Annotated in this window: 13 protein-coding genes and 2 tRNA genes; 9 read left to right on the top strand and 6 right to left on the bottom strand. The window is 73.6% G+C overall.

What is annotated here, in order from left to right:
- Nucleotides 1–121: 121 nt before the first annotated feature.
- The 3 genes from WME98_RS41510 (at nt 122) to WME98_RS41500 (ending at nt 4455) form a co-directional block, all read left to right on the top strand.
- The gene (locus tag WME98_RS41510) at nt 122–1726 is read left to right on the top strand and encodes a polyamine aminopropyltransferase (RefSeq protein ID WP_437947190.1); all 1605 of its coding nucleotides are present in this window, start codon (nt 122–124) and stop codon (nt 1724–1726) included.
- A 4-nt stretch (nt 1727–1730) separates the two neighbouring features.
- Nucleotides 1731–3371: an FAD-dependent oxidoreductase gene (locus WME98_RS41505; protein WP_437947189.1), complete on the top strand. Its 1641-nt coding sequence runs from the start codon at nt 1731–1733 to the stop codon at nt 3369–3371.
- 289 nt (nt 3372–3660) lie between these two features.
- On the top strand, nt 3661–4455 hold the full coding sequence (locus WME98_RS41500) for a PP2C family serine/threonine-protein phosphatase (protein ID WP_236644631.1): 795 nt from the start codon (nt 3661–3663) through the stop codon (nt 4453–4455).
- 196 nt (nt 4456–4651) lie between these two features.
- Here WME98_RS41500 and WME98_RS41495 read toward each other — a convergent pair whose 3' ends face one another.
- From WME98_RS41495 to groES, 4 genes are all read right to left on the bottom strand, one after another.
- Nucleotides 4652–5419: an MBL fold metallo-hydrolase gene (locus WME98_RS41495; RefSeq protein ID WP_437947188.1), complete on the bottom strand. Its 768-nt coding sequence runs from the start codon at nt 5417–5419 to the stop codon at nt 4652–4654.
- A gap of 4 nt (nt 5420–5423) precedes the next feature.
- Nucleotides 5424–6080: a Crp/Fnr family transcriptional regulator gene (locus WME98_RS41490; protein WP_437947187.1), complete on the bottom strand. Its 657-nt coding sequence runs from the start codon at nt 6078–6080 to the stop codon at nt 5424–5426.
- Nucleotides 6081–6281: 201 nt separating this feature from the next.
- Complete coding sequence (groL, locus tag WME98_RS41485; protein ID WP_437947186.1) at nt 6282–7970, bottom strand: chaperonin GroEL; 1689 nt, start codon at nt 7968–7970, stop codon at nt 6282–6284.
- Between the two features lie 68 nt (nt 7971–8038).
- Nucleotides 8039–8335, bottom strand: coding sequence for a co-chaperone GroES (gene groES, locus WME98_RS41480; RefSeq protein WP_129575258.1), 297 nt, complete (start codon nt 8333–8335; stop codon nt 8039–8041).
- Nucleotides 8336–8910: 575 nt separating this feature from the next.
- Here groES and WME98_RS41475 point away from each other — a divergent pair.
- From WME98_RS41475 to WME98_RS41460, 4 genes are all read left to right on the top strand, one after another.
- A tRNA-Gln gene (locus tag WME98_RS41475) sits at nt 8911–8984 on the top strand.
- A 39-nt stretch (nt 8985–9023) separates the two neighbouring features.
- A tRNA-Glu gene (locus WME98_RS41470) sits at nt 9024–9098 on the top strand.
- Between the two features lie 276 nt (nt 9099–9374).
- On the top strand, nt 9375–10070 hold the full coding sequence (locus WME98_RS41465) for an NUDIX hydrolase (protein ID WP_061629440.1): 696 nt from the start codon (nt 9375–9377) through the stop codon (nt 10068–10070).
- A 95-nt stretch (nt 10071–10165) separates the two neighbouring features.
- Nucleotides 10166–10555: a hypothetical protein gene (locus WME98_RS41460; RefSeq protein ID WP_437947185.1), complete on the top strand. Its 390-nt coding sequence runs from the start codon at nt 10166–10168 to the stop codon at nt 10553–10555.
- 36 nt (nt 10556–10591) lie between these two features.
- Here WME98_RS41460 and WME98_RS41455 read toward each other — a convergent pair whose 3' ends face one another.
- Nucleotides 10592–11560 (bottom strand): hypothetical protein, encoded by a 969-nt coding sequence (locus WME98_RS41455; RefSeq protein ID WP_437947184.1) that lies wholly within the window; start codon nt 11558–11560, stop codon nt 10592–10594.
- 539 nt (nt 11561–12099) lie between these two features.
- Here WME98_RS41455 and WME98_RS41450 point away from each other — a divergent pair.
- On the top strand, nt 12100–12984 hold the full coding sequence (locus WME98_RS41450) for a DNA adenine methylase (RefSeq protein ID WP_061629437.1): 885 nt from the start codon (nt 12100–12102) through the stop codon (nt 12982–12984).
- A 27-nt stretch (nt 12985–13011) separates the two neighbouring features.
- Here the strand turns inward: WME98_RS41450 and WME98_RS41445 are convergent, their stop codons facing one another.
- Complete coding sequence (locus WME98_RS41445; RefSeq protein WP_061629436.1) at nt 13012–13278, bottom strand: hypothetical protein; 267 nt, start codon at nt 13276–13278, stop codon at nt 13012–13014.
- Nucleotides 13279–13574: 296 nt separating this feature from the next.
- Here WME98_RS41445 and WME98_RS41440 point away from each other — a divergent pair, with 296 nt between their 5' ends.
- Entirely contained in the window at nt 13575–18173 is a 4599-nt protein-coding gene (locus WME98_RS41440) for a DUF2339 domain-containing protein (RefSeq protein WP_437947183.1), read from the top strand.
- The last annotated feature ends 67 nt before the right edge of the window (nt 18174–18240 follow it).

Genomic DNA, 18240 nt, shown 5'->3' with positions numbered 1-18240 from the left:
CGCCGGCCAGGGAAGAGGAAGCGTTTCAAGGCCGCTTGCGCGCCGCGGGCTCGCACAGGCGCGCGTGAACCCGCGCGCGAACCGGCTGTGATCCCGCACGAGCGGTGGTAGGACCGCGCCGATGCCGGCCACCGAGGAGAGCTCGACGGGCGCTCGGGGCGCCCCGCGCGGGGACGCCGGGGCGAGCGCGCCTGCGGCGCAGCCGCTGCCCCGGCTCGTGCACCCCGCGCTCCTCGCGAGCGTGTTCGTCATCGCCACGTCGGGGCTCATCTACGAGCTCATCACCGGCACCCTCGCGAGCTACGTCCTCGGCGACTCGGTGACGCAGTTCAGCTTCGTCATCGGCCTCTACCTGTTCGCGATGGGGATCGGCTCGTACCTCTCGCAGTACATCGAGGGCCGCCTCCTCGAGCGCTTCGTCGAGATCGAGCTCGGCCTCGCGCTCGTCGGCGGGCTCTCCGCGCCGATGCTCTTCCGCGTGTACACCGCGCTCGGGGCGTTCCGCGCGCTGCTCTACGCGCTCGTGCTGCTCATCGGCGTCCTCGTCGGCCTCGAGATCCCGCTGCTCATCCGGCTGCTCAACTTCTCCCTGGATCTCAAGCGGCTCGTCGCGCGCGTGCTCACGCTCGATTACATCGGCGCCCTCGCCGCGAGCCTGCTCTTCCCGTCGCTCCTGCTGCCGCGCCTCGGGATCCACCAGACGAGCCTGTTCTTCGGCCTGCTCAACGCGGCGGTCGCGCTCACGAGCACGTTCCTCTTCCCGCTGGAGCGCTCGGTCGTCGTCCGGCTGCGGTCGCTCTGCGTGGTCGTGATGGCGGGGCTCGGCGTCGCCTTCGCGCTCGTCTCGCGGTTCGTCGAGCGCTCGGAGGCGCTCTACTTCGGCGCGCCCATCGTCTACGCGGCGCAGTCGCCGTACCAGCGCCTCATCATCACGCGGAGCCCGCGCACGACGCGCCTCTTCCTGAACGGCAACCTCCAGTTCTCGTCCGACGACGAGCACCGGTACCACGAGGTGCTCGTGCACCCGGCCGTCGCCGCCCTGGGCCGCGATCCGCGGCGCGCGCTGATCCTCGGCGGCGGCGACGGCCTCGCCGCGCGCGAGCTGCTGCGCTACCCGTCGATCGAGCAGATCCTGCTCGTCGACCTCGACGCCGCCGTCACCGGCGCCTTCCGCGACCTGCCGCTCGCCGCGGCGCTGAACGGGGGCGCGCTCCGCGATCCGCGCGTCGTCGTCCGCAACGAGGACGCGTTCAAGTACCTCGAGGAGTCGACCGAGTCGTTCGATCTCGCGGTCGTCGACTTCCCCGATCCGGGCAACTACGCCGTCGGCAAGCTGTACACCGACGCCTTCTACCACCTGCTCCGGCAGCGGATCTCCGTGCGCGGGCTCGCCGTGATCCAGGCGACGTCGCCGCACTACGCGCGCGAGTCGTTCTGGTCCGTCGTGACGACGCTCGAGGCGGCCGGCTTCAAGGCCGCGCCGCTGCACGTCTACGTGCCGAGCTTCGGCGAGTGGGGGTTCATCCTGGCGGGCGGCGAGGGGCTCGCCGCGCCCGGCGCCCTGCGGATCGACGCGTCGAAGCTCCGCTACCTCGACTCGAGCGGCCTGCCCGAGCTCTTCCGGTTCCCGCGCGATCTCGGCCGCGTCGACGCCCCGGTCAACCGGCTGAACGACCAGAAGCTCGTCTCCGTGTACACGCGCGAGTGGGCGGAGTGGACGCGGTGACCCGGTGAACCGCCGCGGCTTCCTCAGCTCCGTGGCCGCCGGCTGGCTCGTGCACACGGCCGCGCCGGGGCGGGCGCCGCTCGCCGGCGAAATCGTGGGCGCGGCCCACGGCGCGGGCCACCTGCTCCGCGGCGGCGCGCCGCGCGCCTCAGCGTCCGGCCCGGCCGAGCGCGCGGACGTCGTCATCGTCGGCGGCGGGGTGAGCGGCCTGTCGGCCGCGTGGCGGCTCGCCGGCGCCGGGCTCGATCTGCGGGTCCTCGAGCTCGAGCCGCGGCCCGGCGGCACGAGCGCGTGGGGCGAGGACGGCGTCGTGCCCTACCCGTGGGGCGCGCACTACCTGGCCGCGCCGAACGTCGAGGCCCGCGCGACGCTGCGGCTGCTCGAACAGATGGGCGTCGTCACCGGGTGGGACGCGGCCGGCCGCCCCACGTTCGATCCGCGGCGGCTGTGCCACGCGCCGGGCGAGCGGCTGTTCTACGAGGGCGCCTGGCACGCCGGCCTCGCGCCGGTCGACGCGCTGCCGGCCGACGCGGTCGAGGAGCTCGAGCGGTTCCACGCGCTCGAGGAGGAGCTCACGGAGCTCCGAGGCAGCGACGGGCGCGCGGCGTTCCAGATCCCGCTCGACCGCTCGTCGCGCGATCCCGAGCTGCTCGCGCTCGACCGGATGAGCATGGCGGCCTGGCTCGATCGCGAGGGGTACCGCACGCCCTTTTTGCGCTGGTACGTGCGCTACGCGATGCTCGACGACTTCGGCGGCGAGCTCGAGGAGATCTCGGCCTGGGCGGGGCTGCACTACTTCGCGGGGCGCAAGGCGCGCACCCCGGAGCTCGCGGGCAGCCGCTACCTGATCTGGCCCGAGGGCAACGGGCGCCTCGTGAAGGCGCTGCTCGAGCGCGCGGCGCCGCGCGTGTCGCTGGGCGCGCTCGTCACGTCGGTGCGCCCGCAGCCGGGCGGCCGCGTGGAGGTCGACTACGTCGACGTGCCGCGCGGCGAGGCCCGCCGCGTCGAGGCGCGCGCCGCGATCCTCGCGGCGCCCGCGTTCGTCGCGCGCCGCATCTTCGCGGGCGGCGCGGCGGGCGAGCTGCCGGCGCGCGTCGCGTCGGCGTGGCTCGTCGCAAACCTGCACGTCGAGCGGCCCCTCGATCCAAACCACGCGTGGGATTCCGTCCTCTACGGCGCGGACGGGCTCGGCTATGTGGACGCGCGCCACCAGCTCACCGACCTCGCCGCGGGCACGACGCAGCGCTCGCGCCTGGAGGCGCCGATGCAGCGCACCGTGCTGACGTACTACCGCGCGTACGGCGGGCCCGACGTCGCCGGCGCGCGCGCGGCGCTGCTCGGCGCGCCGTGGGCGTCGCTCGCCGAGGGCGTGCTGCGCGATCTCGCGCCGGCGCACCCGCACCTGCGCGACGACGTGGGCCGGATGGACGTCATGATCTGGGGCCACGCGATGCCGCGCCCGCGCCCCGGCTTCCTCGGCCCGCGGCCGTTCGAGCCGGTCTGCGCGCTCGACGAGCGCGTCGCCTGGGCGCACGTCGATCAGCCCGGGATGGCGCTCTTCGAGGAGGCGCATGCGTCGGGCGTGCGCGCCGCCGAGACGATCGCGGCCGCGCTCGGGCTCGCGATCGGCGAGAGCTGGCTCTGAGCTCGCGCGCCCGGGCGAAAGCGCGCGGCGCGGGCGCGCTTTCGCGGCGCGCGGCGCCGCTCGGCGGGAACCCCACGTCCCCTCTCATCTTTCAAGAGCAAAGTGCGTCCGGCGGGCGGGCGCCTCCGGGAGGGTCCGTCGCCCCCGCCGCCGGCCGCTTCTGCCCCGCGTGGAGCCGCCGCGGTGGGAGATCCGGCCCAGGATTTCAGCTTTGCCCTCGCCTTGAACTTGCGCTGCCCCCCGGCTCCGCGTCTACTCTCTGCCCATGTTGCGGACCCGGTTTGCCGGGATGACGGATACCGGGCTCCTCCGGGACCACAATGAGGACAACCTCCTCGTCAGCGAGGAGTACCGTGTGGTGGCCGTGGCGGATGGAATGGGCGGACACCGCTCGGGCGACGTGGCGAGCCAGCTTGCTGTGAGCACCCTCTCGGACTTCCTGTCCGTGACGGTGGGGAGGGACGCCACCTGGCCGTTCCCCGCCGATCCGAACCTCACGGAGGAGGAGAACTACGTCGTCACCGGCCTCAGGCTGGCGAACCGGCGCATCTTCGATCGCTCGCTGAAGACGCTCGCCGACTTCGGCATGGGCACGACGATCGTGGCGGCGATGTTCTCCAAGGACGCCGAGCACGTGACCGTGGGCCACGTGGGCGACAGCCGCTGCTATCGCCTGCGCGACAGCCAGATCACGCAGCTCACCCGCGACCACTCGCTCGTCAGCGACGCGGCGCACATGGCGCCATGGATGACCGAGGAGGAGGTCCGGCAGCTGCCCGCGAACGTCATCACGCGCGCGCTCGGCATCCGCGAGGACGTCCTCGTCGATCTCGTGACGGACGAGACACGCCACGGTGACGTCTACCTCCTCTGCTCCGACGGCCTGTCCGGCCTCGTGAGCGACGATCAGATCCTCGAGCTCGTGATGTCGAGCGGCTCGCTGGACGCGGCGTGCAAGGCGCTCATCGATCGGGCGAACTACTTCGGCGGCACCGACAACATCACGGTCGTCCTCGCCCGCGTCGAGGAGGTCCCCGACGGCAAGCGCGCGTTCGTCGACGAGCCCACGCAGGAGAGCCGCTAGCCCCTGCCGCTCGCCCGCCACCGCCGCCTCCGGGGGCGGCGAGCGCGCGCCGGCGGCACCGGCCAGGCCGTGTGCACCACGGCGGCAGGCGCGCAGGCTCCGGGCGGAGGCTGCGAGCCGGCTCTAGCCGACGGCAGGCGCGCAGGCGCTGAGCCCGCGGCAGGCGCGCAGGCGCTGGCCGACGGCTGGCGCTCCGCTACAGGACGAAGTGATCCATGAGCTGAAGGACCTCCAGGTTCAGCCCCTTCAGCGCGGCGCACTCCCGCTCCACCTCGGCCTGGAAGACGGGCTTGATGTGGTAGAGCATCGTCGGCAGATCCTTCGGCGCGCGGAACTTCTGGAGCTCGACGGCGAGCGTCTGCGGCGTGTGGTGGCCGCTCACGGTCGCGAGCCGCTGCTCCCGATCGGGGAAGCTGACCTCCATCAGCAGCGCGCGGAGGTCCTGCTGCTGGTTCAGCACCTCCCAGAGCCGCTCGGTCGGCCCGGTGTCGCCGCTGTACGCGATCGCCCCGCCGCTCCCCTCGATCACGAAGGCCGACGCGTCGATCGTGTGCGTCACGTGGACCGCGCGCACGAGCCGCCCGGCGACCATCGTAGGGCGCTCCGGCTTGAGCTCGAGGTACTCGATGGTCGGCTGCGCGGGGCTCGGGATCGCCGCGAAATCGGGCCACAGCACGTTGTTGAAGAAATGCTTCTTCAGCGTGCGCAGCGTCTCGCGCGTGCCCGCGATCACGAGCGGCGGGCACCCGAGCTGGCAGCGGTTGTCCGCGATCGTGGCCAGATCGCGGATGTGGTCGAGGTGCGCGTGGCTCACGAGGCACGCCTCGATCTTCGCCTGCTCCTTCACCTCGAGCCCGCTGGTCAGCGAGCCCGCGTCGATCGCGAGGACGTCGTCCACGACGAACGCGCACGTGCGATGCCGGGGGGTCTCCCCGCCGTGGCAGCCGATGACGCGCAGCTCCACGGGCTCAGCTCGCTCCGCCGAACTTCTGCGGCGTCTCCAGGAATTCGATGAAATCCTGAAACCTCCGCATGTCGGTCACCATGATCGCCCCCTGCCCAGGGGGCCCTTCCGCGAGGAGCTTCAGCCGGCGGAGCCGCGCCATCACCTCGTCCACCATTCCTTGCTCGGCGTCGACCTCGCGCGCGATGTCCGCGGGGGTGGCGCGGAGGCGTATTCCTTGCGGCGTCTCTTCCCCGAACGCCTCGGCGTGGCGGGCGAGCGCGAGCATCACCCGCGCCTTGGGGTCCCGGTGCATGAGGATCTCGACGAGCGCGTCCGCCGCGTCGAGCCGCTTCGCGAGCTTCTTGATCAGCCGGAACGCGATCTCGGTGTCCCGCTGCAGCATGGCCTTGAGCTTTCGCGCCTCGACCACGAGGCACCGGGACGGCTCGCTGACGGTGGCCGTCGCGTTGCGCGGCTTGCCGTTCAGGATCGCCATCTCGCCGACGAACTCGCCGGGCCCGAGCACGGCGAGCACCTTGTCCTCGCCCTCGACCGATTTGGTGATCCGCACAGCGCCGGACTGGATGACGAACATGACGTCGCCGGGGTCGCCCTCGCGAAAGAGCACGTCGCCCGGCACGTACTCGCGGCCATAGCGGGCGAACGACGACTCCGACATTGCCCGAGAGTCTAGCGCCGCGCGTGACCGCGGGTCAAAAACCCAGGCAAAGGCTCTCGGCCTCACAAAGCGCGAGGGGCCCTCCAAGCCAGCATGCTTTGGAGGACCCCTCGGCCCGCTTCGTCGGGAGCGGCGCGCGCCGCGTCGACCGCCCGGCGCCGCCGGAGCGCGGCGACGACCGGCGCGCGGCCGGACAGGCGCTCAACCCATGTCGAAGTCGCCCATGCCGCCCATGCCGCCCATGCCGCCCATGCCGCCCATACCCCCCATGCCGCCCATGCCGCCGGGGGCGCCGCCGGCCGCCGGCTTCTCCTTCTTGGGCTTCTCGGCGACGAGGGCCTCGGTCGTGAGCATCAGGCTCGCGACGCTGGCCGCGTTCGAGAGCGCGTGCCGCACGACCTTGGCCGGGTCGATGACGCCGCCGGCGAGCAGGTCCTCGTACGCGTCGGTCGCGGCGTTGTAGCCGAACGTGGCCGCGCCCGACCGGACCTTCTCCACGACCACCGTCCCGTCGACGCCCGCGTTCTGGGCGATCTGGCGGAGCGGCGCCTCGACGGCGCGGCGCACGAGCCGCACGCCGACGTCGCGCTCGTCGTTGAACTTGAGCTGCTCCAGGGCCGAGGCCGCCCGGAGGAGGGCCACGCCGCCGCCGACCACGATGCCTTCCTCGACGGCCGCGCGGGTCGCGTGCAGCGCGTCCTCGACGCGCGCCTTCTTCTCCTTCATCTCCGTCTCGGTCGCCGCGCCGACCTTCACCACCGCGACGCCGCCGGCGAGCTTCGCGAGCCGCTCCTGGAGCTTCTCGCGATCGTAGTCGCTCGCCGTGTCCGCGATCTGCTTGCGGATCGCCTCGATGCGGCCCTTGATCGCCGCCTTGTCGCCCTGACCGTCGACGATGACCGTGTTGTCCTTGTCGATCTCGACGCGCTTGGCCGTCCCGAGGTCGCGCACCGTGGCGCTCTCGAGCTTCTGGCCGAGGTCCTCCATGAACGCGGTCGCGCCCGTGAGGATCGCGATGTCCTTCAGCATCTCCTTGCGGCGATCGCCGAAGCCGGGCGCCTTCACGGCGGCGACCTTGATGGTGCCGCGCAGCTTGTTCACGACGAGCGTGGCGAGCGCCTCGCCCTCGATGTCCTCGGAGAGGATGAGCAGCTCGCGGCCCTGCTTCACCACCTGCTCGAGCAGCGGCAAGAGGTCGGCCATGGCCGAGATCTTCTTCTCGTGGACGAGGATGAGCGGGTTCGTGAGGACCGCGGTCATCTTCTCGGGATCGGTCACGAAGTAGGGCGAGAGGTAGCCGCGGTCGAACTGCATGCCGTCGACGGTCTCGAGCTCCGTCGTCATGCGCTTGTTCTCCTCGACCGTGATCACGCCCTCCTTGCCGACCTTCTCCATGGCGTCGGCGAGGATCTGGCCGATCTCCTTGTCGCCGTTCGCGCTGACGGTGGCGACCTGGGCGATCTGGTCCTTGTCCTTGGTCGGCTTGGCGGCCTGCTGCACGGACTCGATGACCTTCGCGACGGCCGCGTCGATGCCGCGCTTCAGGTTCATCGGGTTGTGCCCGGCCTCGACGAGCTTGAGGCCCTCGCCGAAGATCGCCTGGGCCAGCACCGTCGCCGTCGTCGTGCCGTCGCCGGCCTTGTCGCTGGTCTTCGAGGCGACCTCGCGGACCATCTGGGCGCCCATGTTCTCGAGCTTGCCGGCGAGCTCGACCTCCTTGGCCACCGTGACGCCGTCCTTCGTGACGACCGGCGCGCCCCAGCTCTTCTCGATGACGACGTTCCGCCCCTTGGGCCCGAGGGTCACCTTGACCGCATCGGCGAGCGTGTTCACGCCCTTCAGGATCGCGGCGCGGGCGCCGCGGCTATAAACGATCTGCTTCGCAGCCATCTCTCAATCCCCTCGCGGCCGCGCGGCCGCGTCTGCTAGCGCTTGGGTTCGGTTTCCCTCGATCCGGATCAGGAGGCGGACTCGGTCACGGCGAGCACGTCGTCCTCGCGGATGAGCACGTGCTCCTCGCCGTCGAGCTTCACCTCGGTGCCGCTGTACTTGCCGAACAGCACCTTGTCGCCGACCTTCACCTCGAGCGGGCGAACCTTGCCGTCCTTCAGGACCTTGCCGTTGCCCACCGCAACGACGCGCCCCTCGATCGGCTTCTCCTTCGCGGTGTCGGGGATGATGATGCCCCCCTTGGTCTTCGTCTCGCTCTCGACGCGCTTGACGACAATCCGATCCTGCAGCGGCCTGATTTTCATGGTGGCTCCCTCGTCCTCGGCTGGTTGACTGACCATCGGCTCGCCGGAGGTCCCGTTCGCCCCCCCGCAGGGGCCTTCCGCCCACACGACGAGAGCTAAGTGCCCGGGATCACAGTCGCTTGGCACTCTCCTAGGCCGGTGGCTAAACCGCGGCCGAAAGTAAATCAGTCGCCCGGCACGTCAAGGGCGCGCAGCAGACAGTCGCGACTTTTCCGGGGCCGTCGCCCCCGTGGAATGAAGAAGGAGCTCCTGGAGAGAGCGTCCGGGCAGCCGTCGCAATGCCGTGGGGGCCCCCCTCCAGAGATCGGGCGGCCGAGGGCGAGCGATGACGCTGCGGACGGACGGGACGGCGGCGCCGGACGGTTGCGAGAGAGCGGCAGCGCGAGCGCGGCGGGCTCGATGCGGGTGGAGGGGACGGAGCGAACCCGCGCAAAATGCGCGAAACGCGCAAAACGCCGAGGATTTTCGGCCCCGTGAGGTTTTCTTGGTCGGGTCCGATTTTGATCGCTTGACAACCCCACCGGTCCGAGTAGATTCCGCGGCCCGTGGCGCTGATGAACACAGCGCTGACCCCTTGGGGGATCGTCTAACGGCAGGACGCAAGATTCTGGCTCTTGCTATCAAGGTTCGAATCCTTGTCCCCCAGCCAGGTCGATCAGCTCTGCTATCGGCCTTCTCGACAATACAAGGTCCCATCGTCTAGCGGTTAGGACATCGGCCTCTCACGCCGGTAACGCGGGTTCGATTCCCGCTGGGATCGCCAGCATCACCTCAGCTCTCCTCGCTACCGAGAGCTCCCCTACGTCGCCCTGCGACCGCGGCTGTGGCTCGCGTACCCGCGATGGTGCGCCGCCGGCGTCTGCAGGTCGCGCGGGGAGTCGCGCGGGGAACAGTGCGCGCCGGAGCAGCTCGTCGAGCATCGCCGGGCGCTCCAACCTCGTCGCCCGGCACGTGAGCTTCTCGATGAAGCACGGCCTCGTCGAGGAGCGCGCAGGGTAGCAACGGCGCCCTCCGCTCGAAGTGCGCTACCCTCGGGCCCATGGCGGCGCAGGACGGGGACGAGCTGTTCGACATCTTCGATCGCAGCGGCAAGCCGCTCGGCGTGCGCAAGGCGCGCAAGCTCGTCCACCGCGACGGCGACTGGCACCGGAGCCTCCACGTGTGGGTGGTCCTCGAGCGCGAGCCCGACGGCCGCCGGAGCAGCGCGGAGCCCTGGGTGCTCTTCCAGCAGCGCAGCCCGGACAAGGACACCTGGCCCGGCGCGTTCGAGGTCGCCGTGTCGGGGCACTACCGCGCCGGCGAGGATCTCGCGGAGGCGCTGCGCGAGGCCGAGGAGGAGATCGGCCTGCCGCTCGCGCCGGGCGACGTGATCCGGCTCGGCACGTGCCGCCACAGGGACGACCACGCGCCCGGCATCATCGACTGCGAGCTGGTGGACGTGCTGCTCGCGACCACCCGCCGCGCGCTCGCGGCGTTCCGCCCCGATCCGGCCGAGGTCACCGCGCTGCTGTCGCTCCCGCTCCACGCGGCGCAGCGCCTCGTCCGGGGCGAGGTGCCCAGCGTGACCGGCCTGATGCGGCAAGCGCCGGACGAGAGCGGCGCCGTGAAGATCGCGCCGCGCGACGTGCGGCTCGACGAGTTCGTGGCCGCGCGCGACGGCTACTACGAGCACGCGCTCGAGAGCATCCGCCGCCACGCCGCGGGCGAGACGCCGGCTCCGTGGACGCTCGGCTAGCGCTCCCGCCGAGCTCGTCCTGGCTCCGGCGCGCGGGCGCCGATTTCTTGGGCATCCGCGCCGGGCGGGGCAGAGTCGCGGCCGGAGGCTGCCCGATGAACCGACAGAAGACTCCGAGCGCTGTCCCTCGAGATGCCGTGGGGCGCTACCTGGCGAAGGCCACGCAGGGGAGCGGCGTGCGCGCCGTCGCCCTCGCCGGCGAGGAGGGCGCGCTCCTCGGCGGCGCGCGCTCCGCGGGCGCGGCGAGCGACGACGATCTCGCGCTGCTCGCCGCGCTGGGCGCCGGCTGCGCCGACAGGATCGCCGGCTACGCCGAGCTCGACGAGCTCGTCGATGCGGTCGCCGGCGACGACGACTTCTACGCGACGCGGCTCACGGTGTGCGAGCGGACGCTCTACCTCGCCTCGATCGGCGCGCGCGTCCCGCAGCAGAACAAGGTCGCCGCGGAGCTCGGCCAGATCCTCGCGCCCGTGCTGTCGGCCTGAGGCGGGCGCCCCCGCCAGCTCCCCGCGCCCGCGCTGTCAGCCTGAGGCGCGGCGCGGCTCCGCGGGCCGCCGGGCCCTCTCGGCGGGGCCCGCCGTCGCGACGAGGAACCCTTCGGCCCGGTGCGGGGCGAGGCCGCAGCGCGCGTTCATGCGCTTCGCGATCTCGTCGCCGGCCCGGACGAGCGCGTAGAACCACCGGATCCCGAAGCGATCGTGCCCCTCCCGGAGCGCCGCGGCCTGCAGCGGGGCGCCGAGCCCGCGGCCGCGGTACTCCTCGCGCAGGCAGGTGCAGATCGGCATGCCCGTCCACGAGGGCGCCTCGCCGACGTCGGAGATCCAGAGCGGCGGGGCGCCCAGGAGCCCGAGCTGGGAGAGCGCCCGGGGCCCGCCGTCCTCGGCGGCGTCGGGCCGCGTCAGGACGCACAGGGTCGTGCAGCCGATCAGCGCGCCCCGGCCGTCGCGCAGCGCGAGGGTCACGGAGCGCCCCTCGCCGCCGCGCAGGGTCCAGCCAGGGAGCGGCGCGTGGCCGCTCTCGGCCTGGAGCTCCTGGAGCGACCGGATCGTGGCGTCGTCGTCCGGGGACACCCGGAAGAGGCGGAGGCCCGCCGGAAAGGAGCGAAACCGGCCGAGCCCCTGCACGGCGGCGCGCACCTCGCCGGCCGGGGCGCCCATCACCGAGAGCCCCTCGTCCACGGAGAGCCCGGCCTGGCGCAGCGACGCGGCGAGCGCAGGGAGCTCCGGCCGGGGGGCGTGCAGGAGCACCCGCTCGAAGCAGCGCACGAGCGCCTCGCGCCGCTCCGGCGGCGTCCGCTGGGCGTGCAGCAGGATGAGCGAGCGCCCGTCCGTGGTGATGCCGTCCTGCTCCGCGATCCAGCCGCGCGCGGCGTACAGGATCCGCTGAGCTCGGTAATCCACGGCCTCACCGAAGCAGCCCGGCCCGTCCGCCGGAGCGGGGCCGCGCTGCTGCGGGGCGTCGTCGCGATCGAGGTCGAAGGCAAGCATCATGGCGGCATTCCTCCTGTCGAGAGCGAACGGCGGCTCCCACGAGAGCCCAAAGCCGGCGCGGGGCGCCCGCGCCCTGCACCCGGGCGAGCCCCTGCCGCGCCGCCGAGGTCCACCGGCGTGATGGCCTGAAGCGGCGGTGCGTGAATTCGGGAGAACCCCGCTTTCCCGGCGGCTGTTCAGCCCGCGTGTCGAGACTTCAACTTATCCCTGCTCGGCGATCACGCAAGCCGCGACATGCCATGATCCGGGCAGCGCTCGAGCCGGGACACGCGCGCTCACGCCCGCTTATAAGCCATTGAATTTGCTAATAAAATTGGCCAACATCCCCGTTTGTCCACAAGGCATCTCGCCGTCCGGCGGCGCCGGGGCGTGGACATAGAAAGACCTAGCCTGGAGCGACGCGTGGCGCGGGACGTCGCGCGGGGGAACGCGCGCCGCGGGCGGACCGGCGGGGGCCCTGGACCAGAGAGATCGCCGGCATGACCTCGGCGGTTGAGGACGATCGCGCGCCCTGGTAGGTTGGCGTCCAGTATTGCGTGATGACCACCGCCCTTGTCACCGAACCCGACAGCGCCGCGCCCCTGCTGCCACGTCCGTTCCTCAAATGGGCGGGCGGCAAGGGCCAGCTGCTCCGGCAGTTCCAGCCGCTCCTGCCCGCGTCGTACGGGCGCTACTTCGAGCCCTTCGTCGGGGGGGCCGCGCTGTTCTTCTGCCTGCAGCCGAAACGCGCGACGCTGACGGACGTCAACGCCGAGCTCATCGACTGCTACCGGGCGGTGCGCGACCGGGTCGAGGAGGTCGTCGCCGCGCTGGGCAGCCACGCCTACGAGGAGGCGCATTACTACCGGGTTCGCGACCTCGACCCCGCCTCGCTCACGCTGCCCGAGCGCGCCGCGCGGACCATCTTCCTGAACAAGACGGGGTTCAACGGGCTCTACCGGGTCAACAGCGCCGGCCGCTTCAACGTGCCTTTCGGCCGCTACGTCAACCCGTCGATCTGCAACGCGCCCCAGCTGCGGGCCTGCTCGGCGGCGCTGCAGGGCGTCGAGCTCGAGGTCCGCGACTTCGAGCGCGTGCTCGACCACGCCAGCGAGGGCGACTTCGTCTACCTGGACCCGCCGTACTCGCCCGTCTCGCCGACCGCGAACTTCACCTCGTACAGCGCGGGCGGCTTCAGCTTCCGCGACCAGGAGCGCCTCGCGGCGCTGTTCGCGGCGCTCGACGAGCGGGGAGTCCAGGTGATGCTCTCGAACTCCGATGTTCCCGAGATCCCGCCGCTCTACAAGCGGTTCAAGATCGACCGCGTCGCGGCGCTCCGGAGCATCAACGCGAAGAGCGACGCCCGGGGACGCGTGGGAGAGATCGTGATCCGGAACTACGCGACCCGGCGGAGCCGCAAGGCGGCGGCGGACAAGGCGGGCTGAGCCCCGCGCCGCCGCCGGGCGCGCGCCTCAGTCGACGGTCTTCGACCCGTGCTTCTTCGGATCGGGGGCGGCGCGCTCCTCGGCGTACGCCATCGCCACCTCGATCTCCTCGTGGATCTCGCTCGAGGTGACCTTGTTCCCCGACGGATCGACGGCCTCCCACACGAAGCCACGGAGCTCGCCCGGGCGCTCCGGTCTCCAGCGGACCCGCAAGGTCCAGCCGTTGATCTCGGCGGTATACCCACCTTCCTCGTGATCTCGCTGCCATGCCGAGACCGTCGGGTGCTTCAGCATCGCGAGGTCTCCGGAGCAGCGAGGCGAGAGGACAAAAGAACTGTTCCCGAATGGCCGCGCTCCCCCCCCGAGCAACGCCGCCGTCCGGGAACACGGGGAAGATAGCAGGCGCCCCGGGCCGGGCGATCAGGCAGGCGTGTGTTCCTCATGGGGGTGCACCTTACTCCAGTCCCAGCGCGCGCCGAAAGGTGTCGCAGGCGCGGGCGGGCCGTCGGCATGGGGCAGCGTGAACAGCGCAGGCGCCATCGCGCGGACGGGCGGCGCCAGCGACAGGCGCCCCATGCTACGAAGCCCTCATGGGGGCAGGAATCGTCGTCTTTTTCGGGCTCGCGCTCGTCGGCTATCTCCTGGTTGCCCCGCTGGTGGCCTTCGTGTTCGCCGTCCGGGCCAACCGGCGCAACGAGGATTTGCTGCTGCGGATCCACGCGCTGGAGCACCGGCTGGCCGAGCTCTCCGGGCAGCGCGGGCGCCCCGAGCCGACCGCCGCGGTGGAGAGCCCGCGCAACGCGCAACCCGTGGAGCCGGCGCGAGCTGCCCAGGACGCCCTCACGCCGCCGTCGGTCGCGCCCCCAGCGGCCACCGGGGCCGCAGGCGCGCTGCCCGCGATCGACGAGGGGTCCGCCGGAGCACCGCCTGCGTTCGGCGCAGGTGCGGCGCCCGCGCTCGGCGCAGGTGCGGCGCCTGCAATCGGCGCAGGGGCGGCGCCTGCAATCGGCGCCGGCGCACATCCTGGGCTCGGCGCTGCCGGCGCGCCGCCGGGGATCGCGTTCCCGGACGTCACCACCGACGCCGCCGGCGCGCCGCCGGCGATCGCGCTCCCGGAGACCGCCGCCCCCCTCCCGCCTCGCCTCGCGGCGCCGCTCGACGAGAGCGCCGCCAGCGCCGCCTCGGCCGCGCGCCACGCAGGCCCGGAGACACCCACCATCGAGGAGAGGCTCGGCCTCACCTGGCTCACCCGCGCAGGCGCGGCGACCTTCCTGCTCGGCGCGCTCTTCTTCTTCAAATACGCCTCGGACAACGCCTGGATCGGTCCCCTCGGGCGCGTGGCGATCGGCGCCGTGACCGGCGCCGCGCTCCTCGCGGCGGCCGAGGTGCTCCGCGGGCGAACGCAGCGCCGCTTCGTCCACGCGCTCATCGGCCTCGGGCTCGCGGTCCTGATCGTGTCGGTGTGGGCGAGCGCCGCGCTGTACGAGCTCATCCCGATCCCCGCCGCTTTCGCGGCCGACACGGTGCTCCTCCTGCTCGGCGCCGCGCTCGCGCTCCGCCACCGCGGCGAGGCGATCCTGATCCTCTCCCTCGTCGCCGGGTTCCTCAACCCGGTCGTGCTCTCGACCGGGCAGGACCGGCCGCTCGTCCTGTTCAGCTACCTCCTGCTCATGACGAGCGTCGTCCACGCGGTGGCCGCAAAGCTCGGCTTCCGCGTCGCGCCCTGGCTCGCGCTCGCGGGCCACGCGGCGCTGTTCTGGGGCTGGTACGATCGGCACTTCGACGCGAGCGCTCCCCCGGACGGCGGAGACCCGAGCGCGCTGCCCTGGCTCGACGCGCCGGGCCAGGCGCTCCCAGGGCCCTACCTCCCGCTCGCCGCCCGCGCCGTGCCGCTCGCGTTCGTCGGGCTCGCGGCCTTGCAGGGCCTCCTGCGCGCGCTGTGGGCGCGCCGCGCGACCGCCGCTCCCGGCGCCGCGCCTGCCCCGACCGCCGCCAGCGGCGCGGCGTCCGCCCCGGGCGCCGCTCCCGACGCCGCGCCTGCCCCGACCGCCGCCAGCGGCGCGGCCACGACCGTCCCCGCGCCGGCCGGCGGCGTCCCCGGCGCGGCGCCCGCGGACGCCACCGCGCTCGCCGCCGCCTCGCTCGCGCTCGCGCACGCAGGCGCGGGCGCGCTGCTCTTCGACGCCCCGCGCGCGCTCGCCGCCGCCGCCATCGCGCTCGCGATCGCGGCGACCGTCGCGCTGCGCGCGCTCGGCGAGAGCAGCTGGCTGCTGGCGCCGATGGGCTCCGCCTTTCTCGCGTTCGCCGCGACGTTCGCGGACGCGCCGGCGCCGCACCGGACGGCGCTCGCCGCGCTGGTCGCGCTCTGGATGCTCGTCTACCTCGCCGGCTGGCTCCGCGGTGCCGGGGCCTTCGGCCGCCTCGATCGGAGGACCGCCGTCGCGTGCTCGGCCGGCGCGGCGCTCTTCGCCTGCACCGCGGGCATGCTGTTGCTCGAGGCCGAGCCGGCGCTCTTCGCGGTCGCGATCGCGGGCGCCGCCGCCGTCGCGGCGTGGATGGCCGCGCGCGCCGAGCTCCCTGCCCTGCTCCTCGTCGCGGCGGCCGCCTCGGCAGGCGCGCTCGCGGCGGCGGCGCCGCGCGCGCTCGCGCCGGACGACGCGGCCGCGCCGGCGGCCGTCGACGCGGGCTTCCTGGGCGCGTCGGCGCTCGTCATGCTCGTGTTCCTCGGCGCCGTGGGCGCCTCCGCGCGGCGCCCGCGCGAGCCCGGCGCGACGGCGCTCGCCTGGTCCGGCGCGCTCGCCGCCAGCGTGGCGACGCTCGGGTTCGTCGCGGCCGCGCTGGGCGCGACGCCCGAGGAGACGCCGACGCTCCGCGCGCTGCTCACCGCCGTCGCCGGCGCCCTGGACCTCGCGCTCGGCGCGGCGCTCCTGCGCGCCGGCGCGGCGCGCGCCGCCGATCGCGTCGCCCTGCTCCTCGGGCAGGCCCTCGCGCTGTTCGCCGCGGCCGTCGCCTTCGGGCTCGGCGGGGCCACGGTCACCGTGGTCTGGGGCATCCTCGCGGCGGTCGCGGCGGCCATCGCCGCGCGCACCGGCGAGCGCGCCTGGCTCGTCGTCACCTCGTTGCTCTTCCTCGCCGCCCTCGCGCGGGCGCTCGGCGTCGATCGGGTCGAGACCGAGGCGCTCGTGACGACCTGGTTCGACACGCGCGGCCGCGACGGGGTCATGGCCGTCCCCGTCCTGCTCAACGCGAGGGCGTACGCGTTCGCCGGCGTGAGCGCGGCCCTGCTGGCCGCAGGCCGCCTGCTGTCCCGCGCCGGCGTCGCGCGCGCCGAGACCGCCGGGCGCGCCGTCCACCCCGCGCGCGCCGGCCTCCGCGCCGCGGGGCTCACGGCGCTCGGCGCAGGGTACGCCTTGCTCCTCGCGACCGTCGTCATCGAGGTGCGGAGCGCGATCACCGCGCTGCCCCCCGCGCCCCCCGCCCCGCTCGACGCGGCCGAGTTCGCAGAGCTCGCCGTGCAGCACCGCGCCGCCCTCGAGGGCCAGCAGGGCAGCCTCGCCATGGCGACGACGCTCGTGCTCGCGCTCGCCGCCATCGCGCTGCTCACGGCGGGGTTCGCGGCGCGCGACGCCTTCCACCGGTACGCCGGGCTCTCGCTGTTCGCCGTCACGATCGCGAAGCTCGTGGCGTGGGACGTCTGGCACGTGGAGCGCATCTACCAGATCGCGCTCTTCACCGGCGTCGGCGCGCTGCTCGTCGGCGGCGGGTTCCTCTACGCGCGGTTCGGCCGGCGCCTCGTGACGCTCCTGCGCGCCGGGCCGAGGGGCGCGGCCGGGCTCTTCGCGCTGCTCGCGGCGACCGGCCTCGCGCGGCCCTCCGAGGCGCAGACCGTCGCGCCGCTGCCGACCGAGAGGCACGCGCTCGTCCGGCCGATCGACGGCGTGGACGCGGCCGGCGACCACCGCATCGACGTCGATCTCGACCTCTACCGCGAGAGCCGCGCCGAGGACCTGCTCGCCGATGTCCGCATCGCCGGGCCCGACGGCGCCGAGGTGCCGTACGTGCTGCGCGAGACGGGCGCCTCCCCCTCCTCCGGGCGGATCGCCGCCACGATGCTCGATCCGGGCGTCGACGCCGCCGGCGTGGCGCACGCGGCCTGGGCCCTCGACGCGCCCGGTACGCGCCACTGCCGGGTCGAGCTCAGCGTCCTCGGCGGCAGCTTCCTCCGCGAGGCGCGCGTCGACACCGGCGCGGACCCGAGATCGCTCAGCGAGGTGGCGCGCGGCACCTACGTGTACCGGATCCCGCAGGGCGCCGAGGCCGTCGAGCACCTCTCGGTGGCTTATCCCCTCTCGCGCGCCGCCCTCGTCCGGATCCGCCTCGTCCCCGAGCGCGCCCCGGCGCCCGGGGCGGCCGCGGACGTCCGGATCACGGGCGGCACCGTCGCGTGCGAGCCGCCGGCCGCCGCCGAGAAGGCCGCGCTACTGCCGCTCGCGATCGTCGAGACGCGGCGGGACGCCGACGCGCAGGCGACCCTGGTCACGCTCGACGCCGGCGCCGACGGCGCGCCGCTGCACGCCGTCCTCCTCGACGTCGCCACGCCGGAGTTCAGCCGCCGGGTCGACGTCGCCTCGACCACCTACCGCGCGGTCTGGCCTGCCGTGGGGAGCGGCCAGATCCATCGGATCCGCCCGCGCGGCGAGGCCGGGCCGGCGCTCGCGTCGACGCGGATCCCGCTGAGCCCGACGCGGAAGCGCTTCCTGCGCCTCACGATCCACGACGGCGACTCGGCGCCGCTCTCCCTCTCGGGCGCGCAGGGCGAGGTGCGGGCCCGCGAGATCGTGTTCCGCGCCGCCCAGCCCGGCCCGCACCGGCTCTACGTCGGCGACGCCCTCGGCAAGCGCCCTCGCTACGACTTCGGCGACGTGCTCGACCGCGTCGAGCGCGAGCGTCCGCCCGTCGCCGCGAGGCTCGGCGCCGCGCAGGCCAACCCGGGCTTCGGCGCCGCCCCGGTCGCGCGCGACCTCCCGTTCACCGAGCGACACCGCGCGCCGATCGGGGCCGCGCTGGCCCTCGGGCTGCTGGCGCTCGCTGCGTGGGCCGCGCGCCTCCTGCGGCGAGGGGCCGAGCCGCCCGACGACGGGTCCGTGCCCGCGCGGCAGGGAGCAGCAGACAGGGAGCCGCGGCCGTGATGGGATTGGATGTGCGACGGGCAGCCGGAAACACGAGGACCCTCCGGCGGTCCGAGCGACCATCGAG

Origin of the sequence: Sorangium sp. So ce296, assembly GCF_051529605.1 — a bacterium.
Classification (GTDB): Bacteria; Myxococcota_A; Polyangia; order Polyangiales; family Polyangiaceae; genus Sorangium; species Sorangium cellulosum_D.
This window is presented reverse-complemented; position numbering and strand designations above follow the sequence as displayed.

Bases quoted from the DNA above. Each gene is read 5' to 3' on its own strand.
- WME98_RS41440 (WP_437947183.1), top strand. From the start codon at position 13,575: ATGGGGGCAGGAATCGTCGTCTTTTTCGGGCTCGCGCTCGTCGGCTAT.
- WME98_RS41445 (WP_061629436.1), bottom strand. From the start codon at position 13,278: ATGCTGAAGCACCCGACGGTCTCGGCATGGCAGCGAGATCACGAGGAA.
- groES (WP_129575258.1), bottom strand. From the start codon at position 8,335: ATGAAAATCAGGCCGCTGCAGGATCGGATTGTCGTCAAGCGCGTCGAG.
- WME98_RS41465 (WP_061629440.1), top strand. From the start codon at position 9,375: ATGGCGGCGCAGGACGGGGACGAGCTGTTCGACATCTTCGATCGCAGC.
- WME98_RS41510 (WP_437947190.1), top strand. From the start codon at position 122: ATGCCGGCCACCGAGGAGAGCTCGACGGGCGCTCGGGGCGCCCCGCGC.
- WME98_RS41490 (WP_437947187.1), bottom strand. From the start codon at position 6,080: ATGTCGGAGTCGTCGTTCGCCCGCTATGGCCGCGAGTACGTGCCGGGC.
- WME98_RS41455 (WP_437947184.1), bottom strand. From the start codon at position 11,560: ATGATGCTTGCCTTCGACCTCGATCGCGACGACGCCCCGCAGCAGCGC.
- WME98_RS41500 (WP_236644631.1), top strand. From the start codon at position 3,661: ATGACGGATACCGGGCTCCTCCGGGACCACAATGAGGACAACCTCCTC.
- WME98_RS41450 (WP_061629437.1), top strand. From the start codon at position 12,100: ATGACCACCGCCCTTGTCACCGAACCCGACAGCGCCGCGCCCCTGCTG.
- groL (WP_437947186.1), bottom strand. From the start codon at position 7,970: ATGGCTGCGAAGCAGATCGTTTATAGCCGCGGCGCCCGCGCCGCGATC.
- WME98_RS41460 (WP_437947185.1), top strand. From the start codon at position 10,166: ATGAACCGACAGAAGACTCCGAGCGCTGTCCCTCGAGATGCCGTGGGG.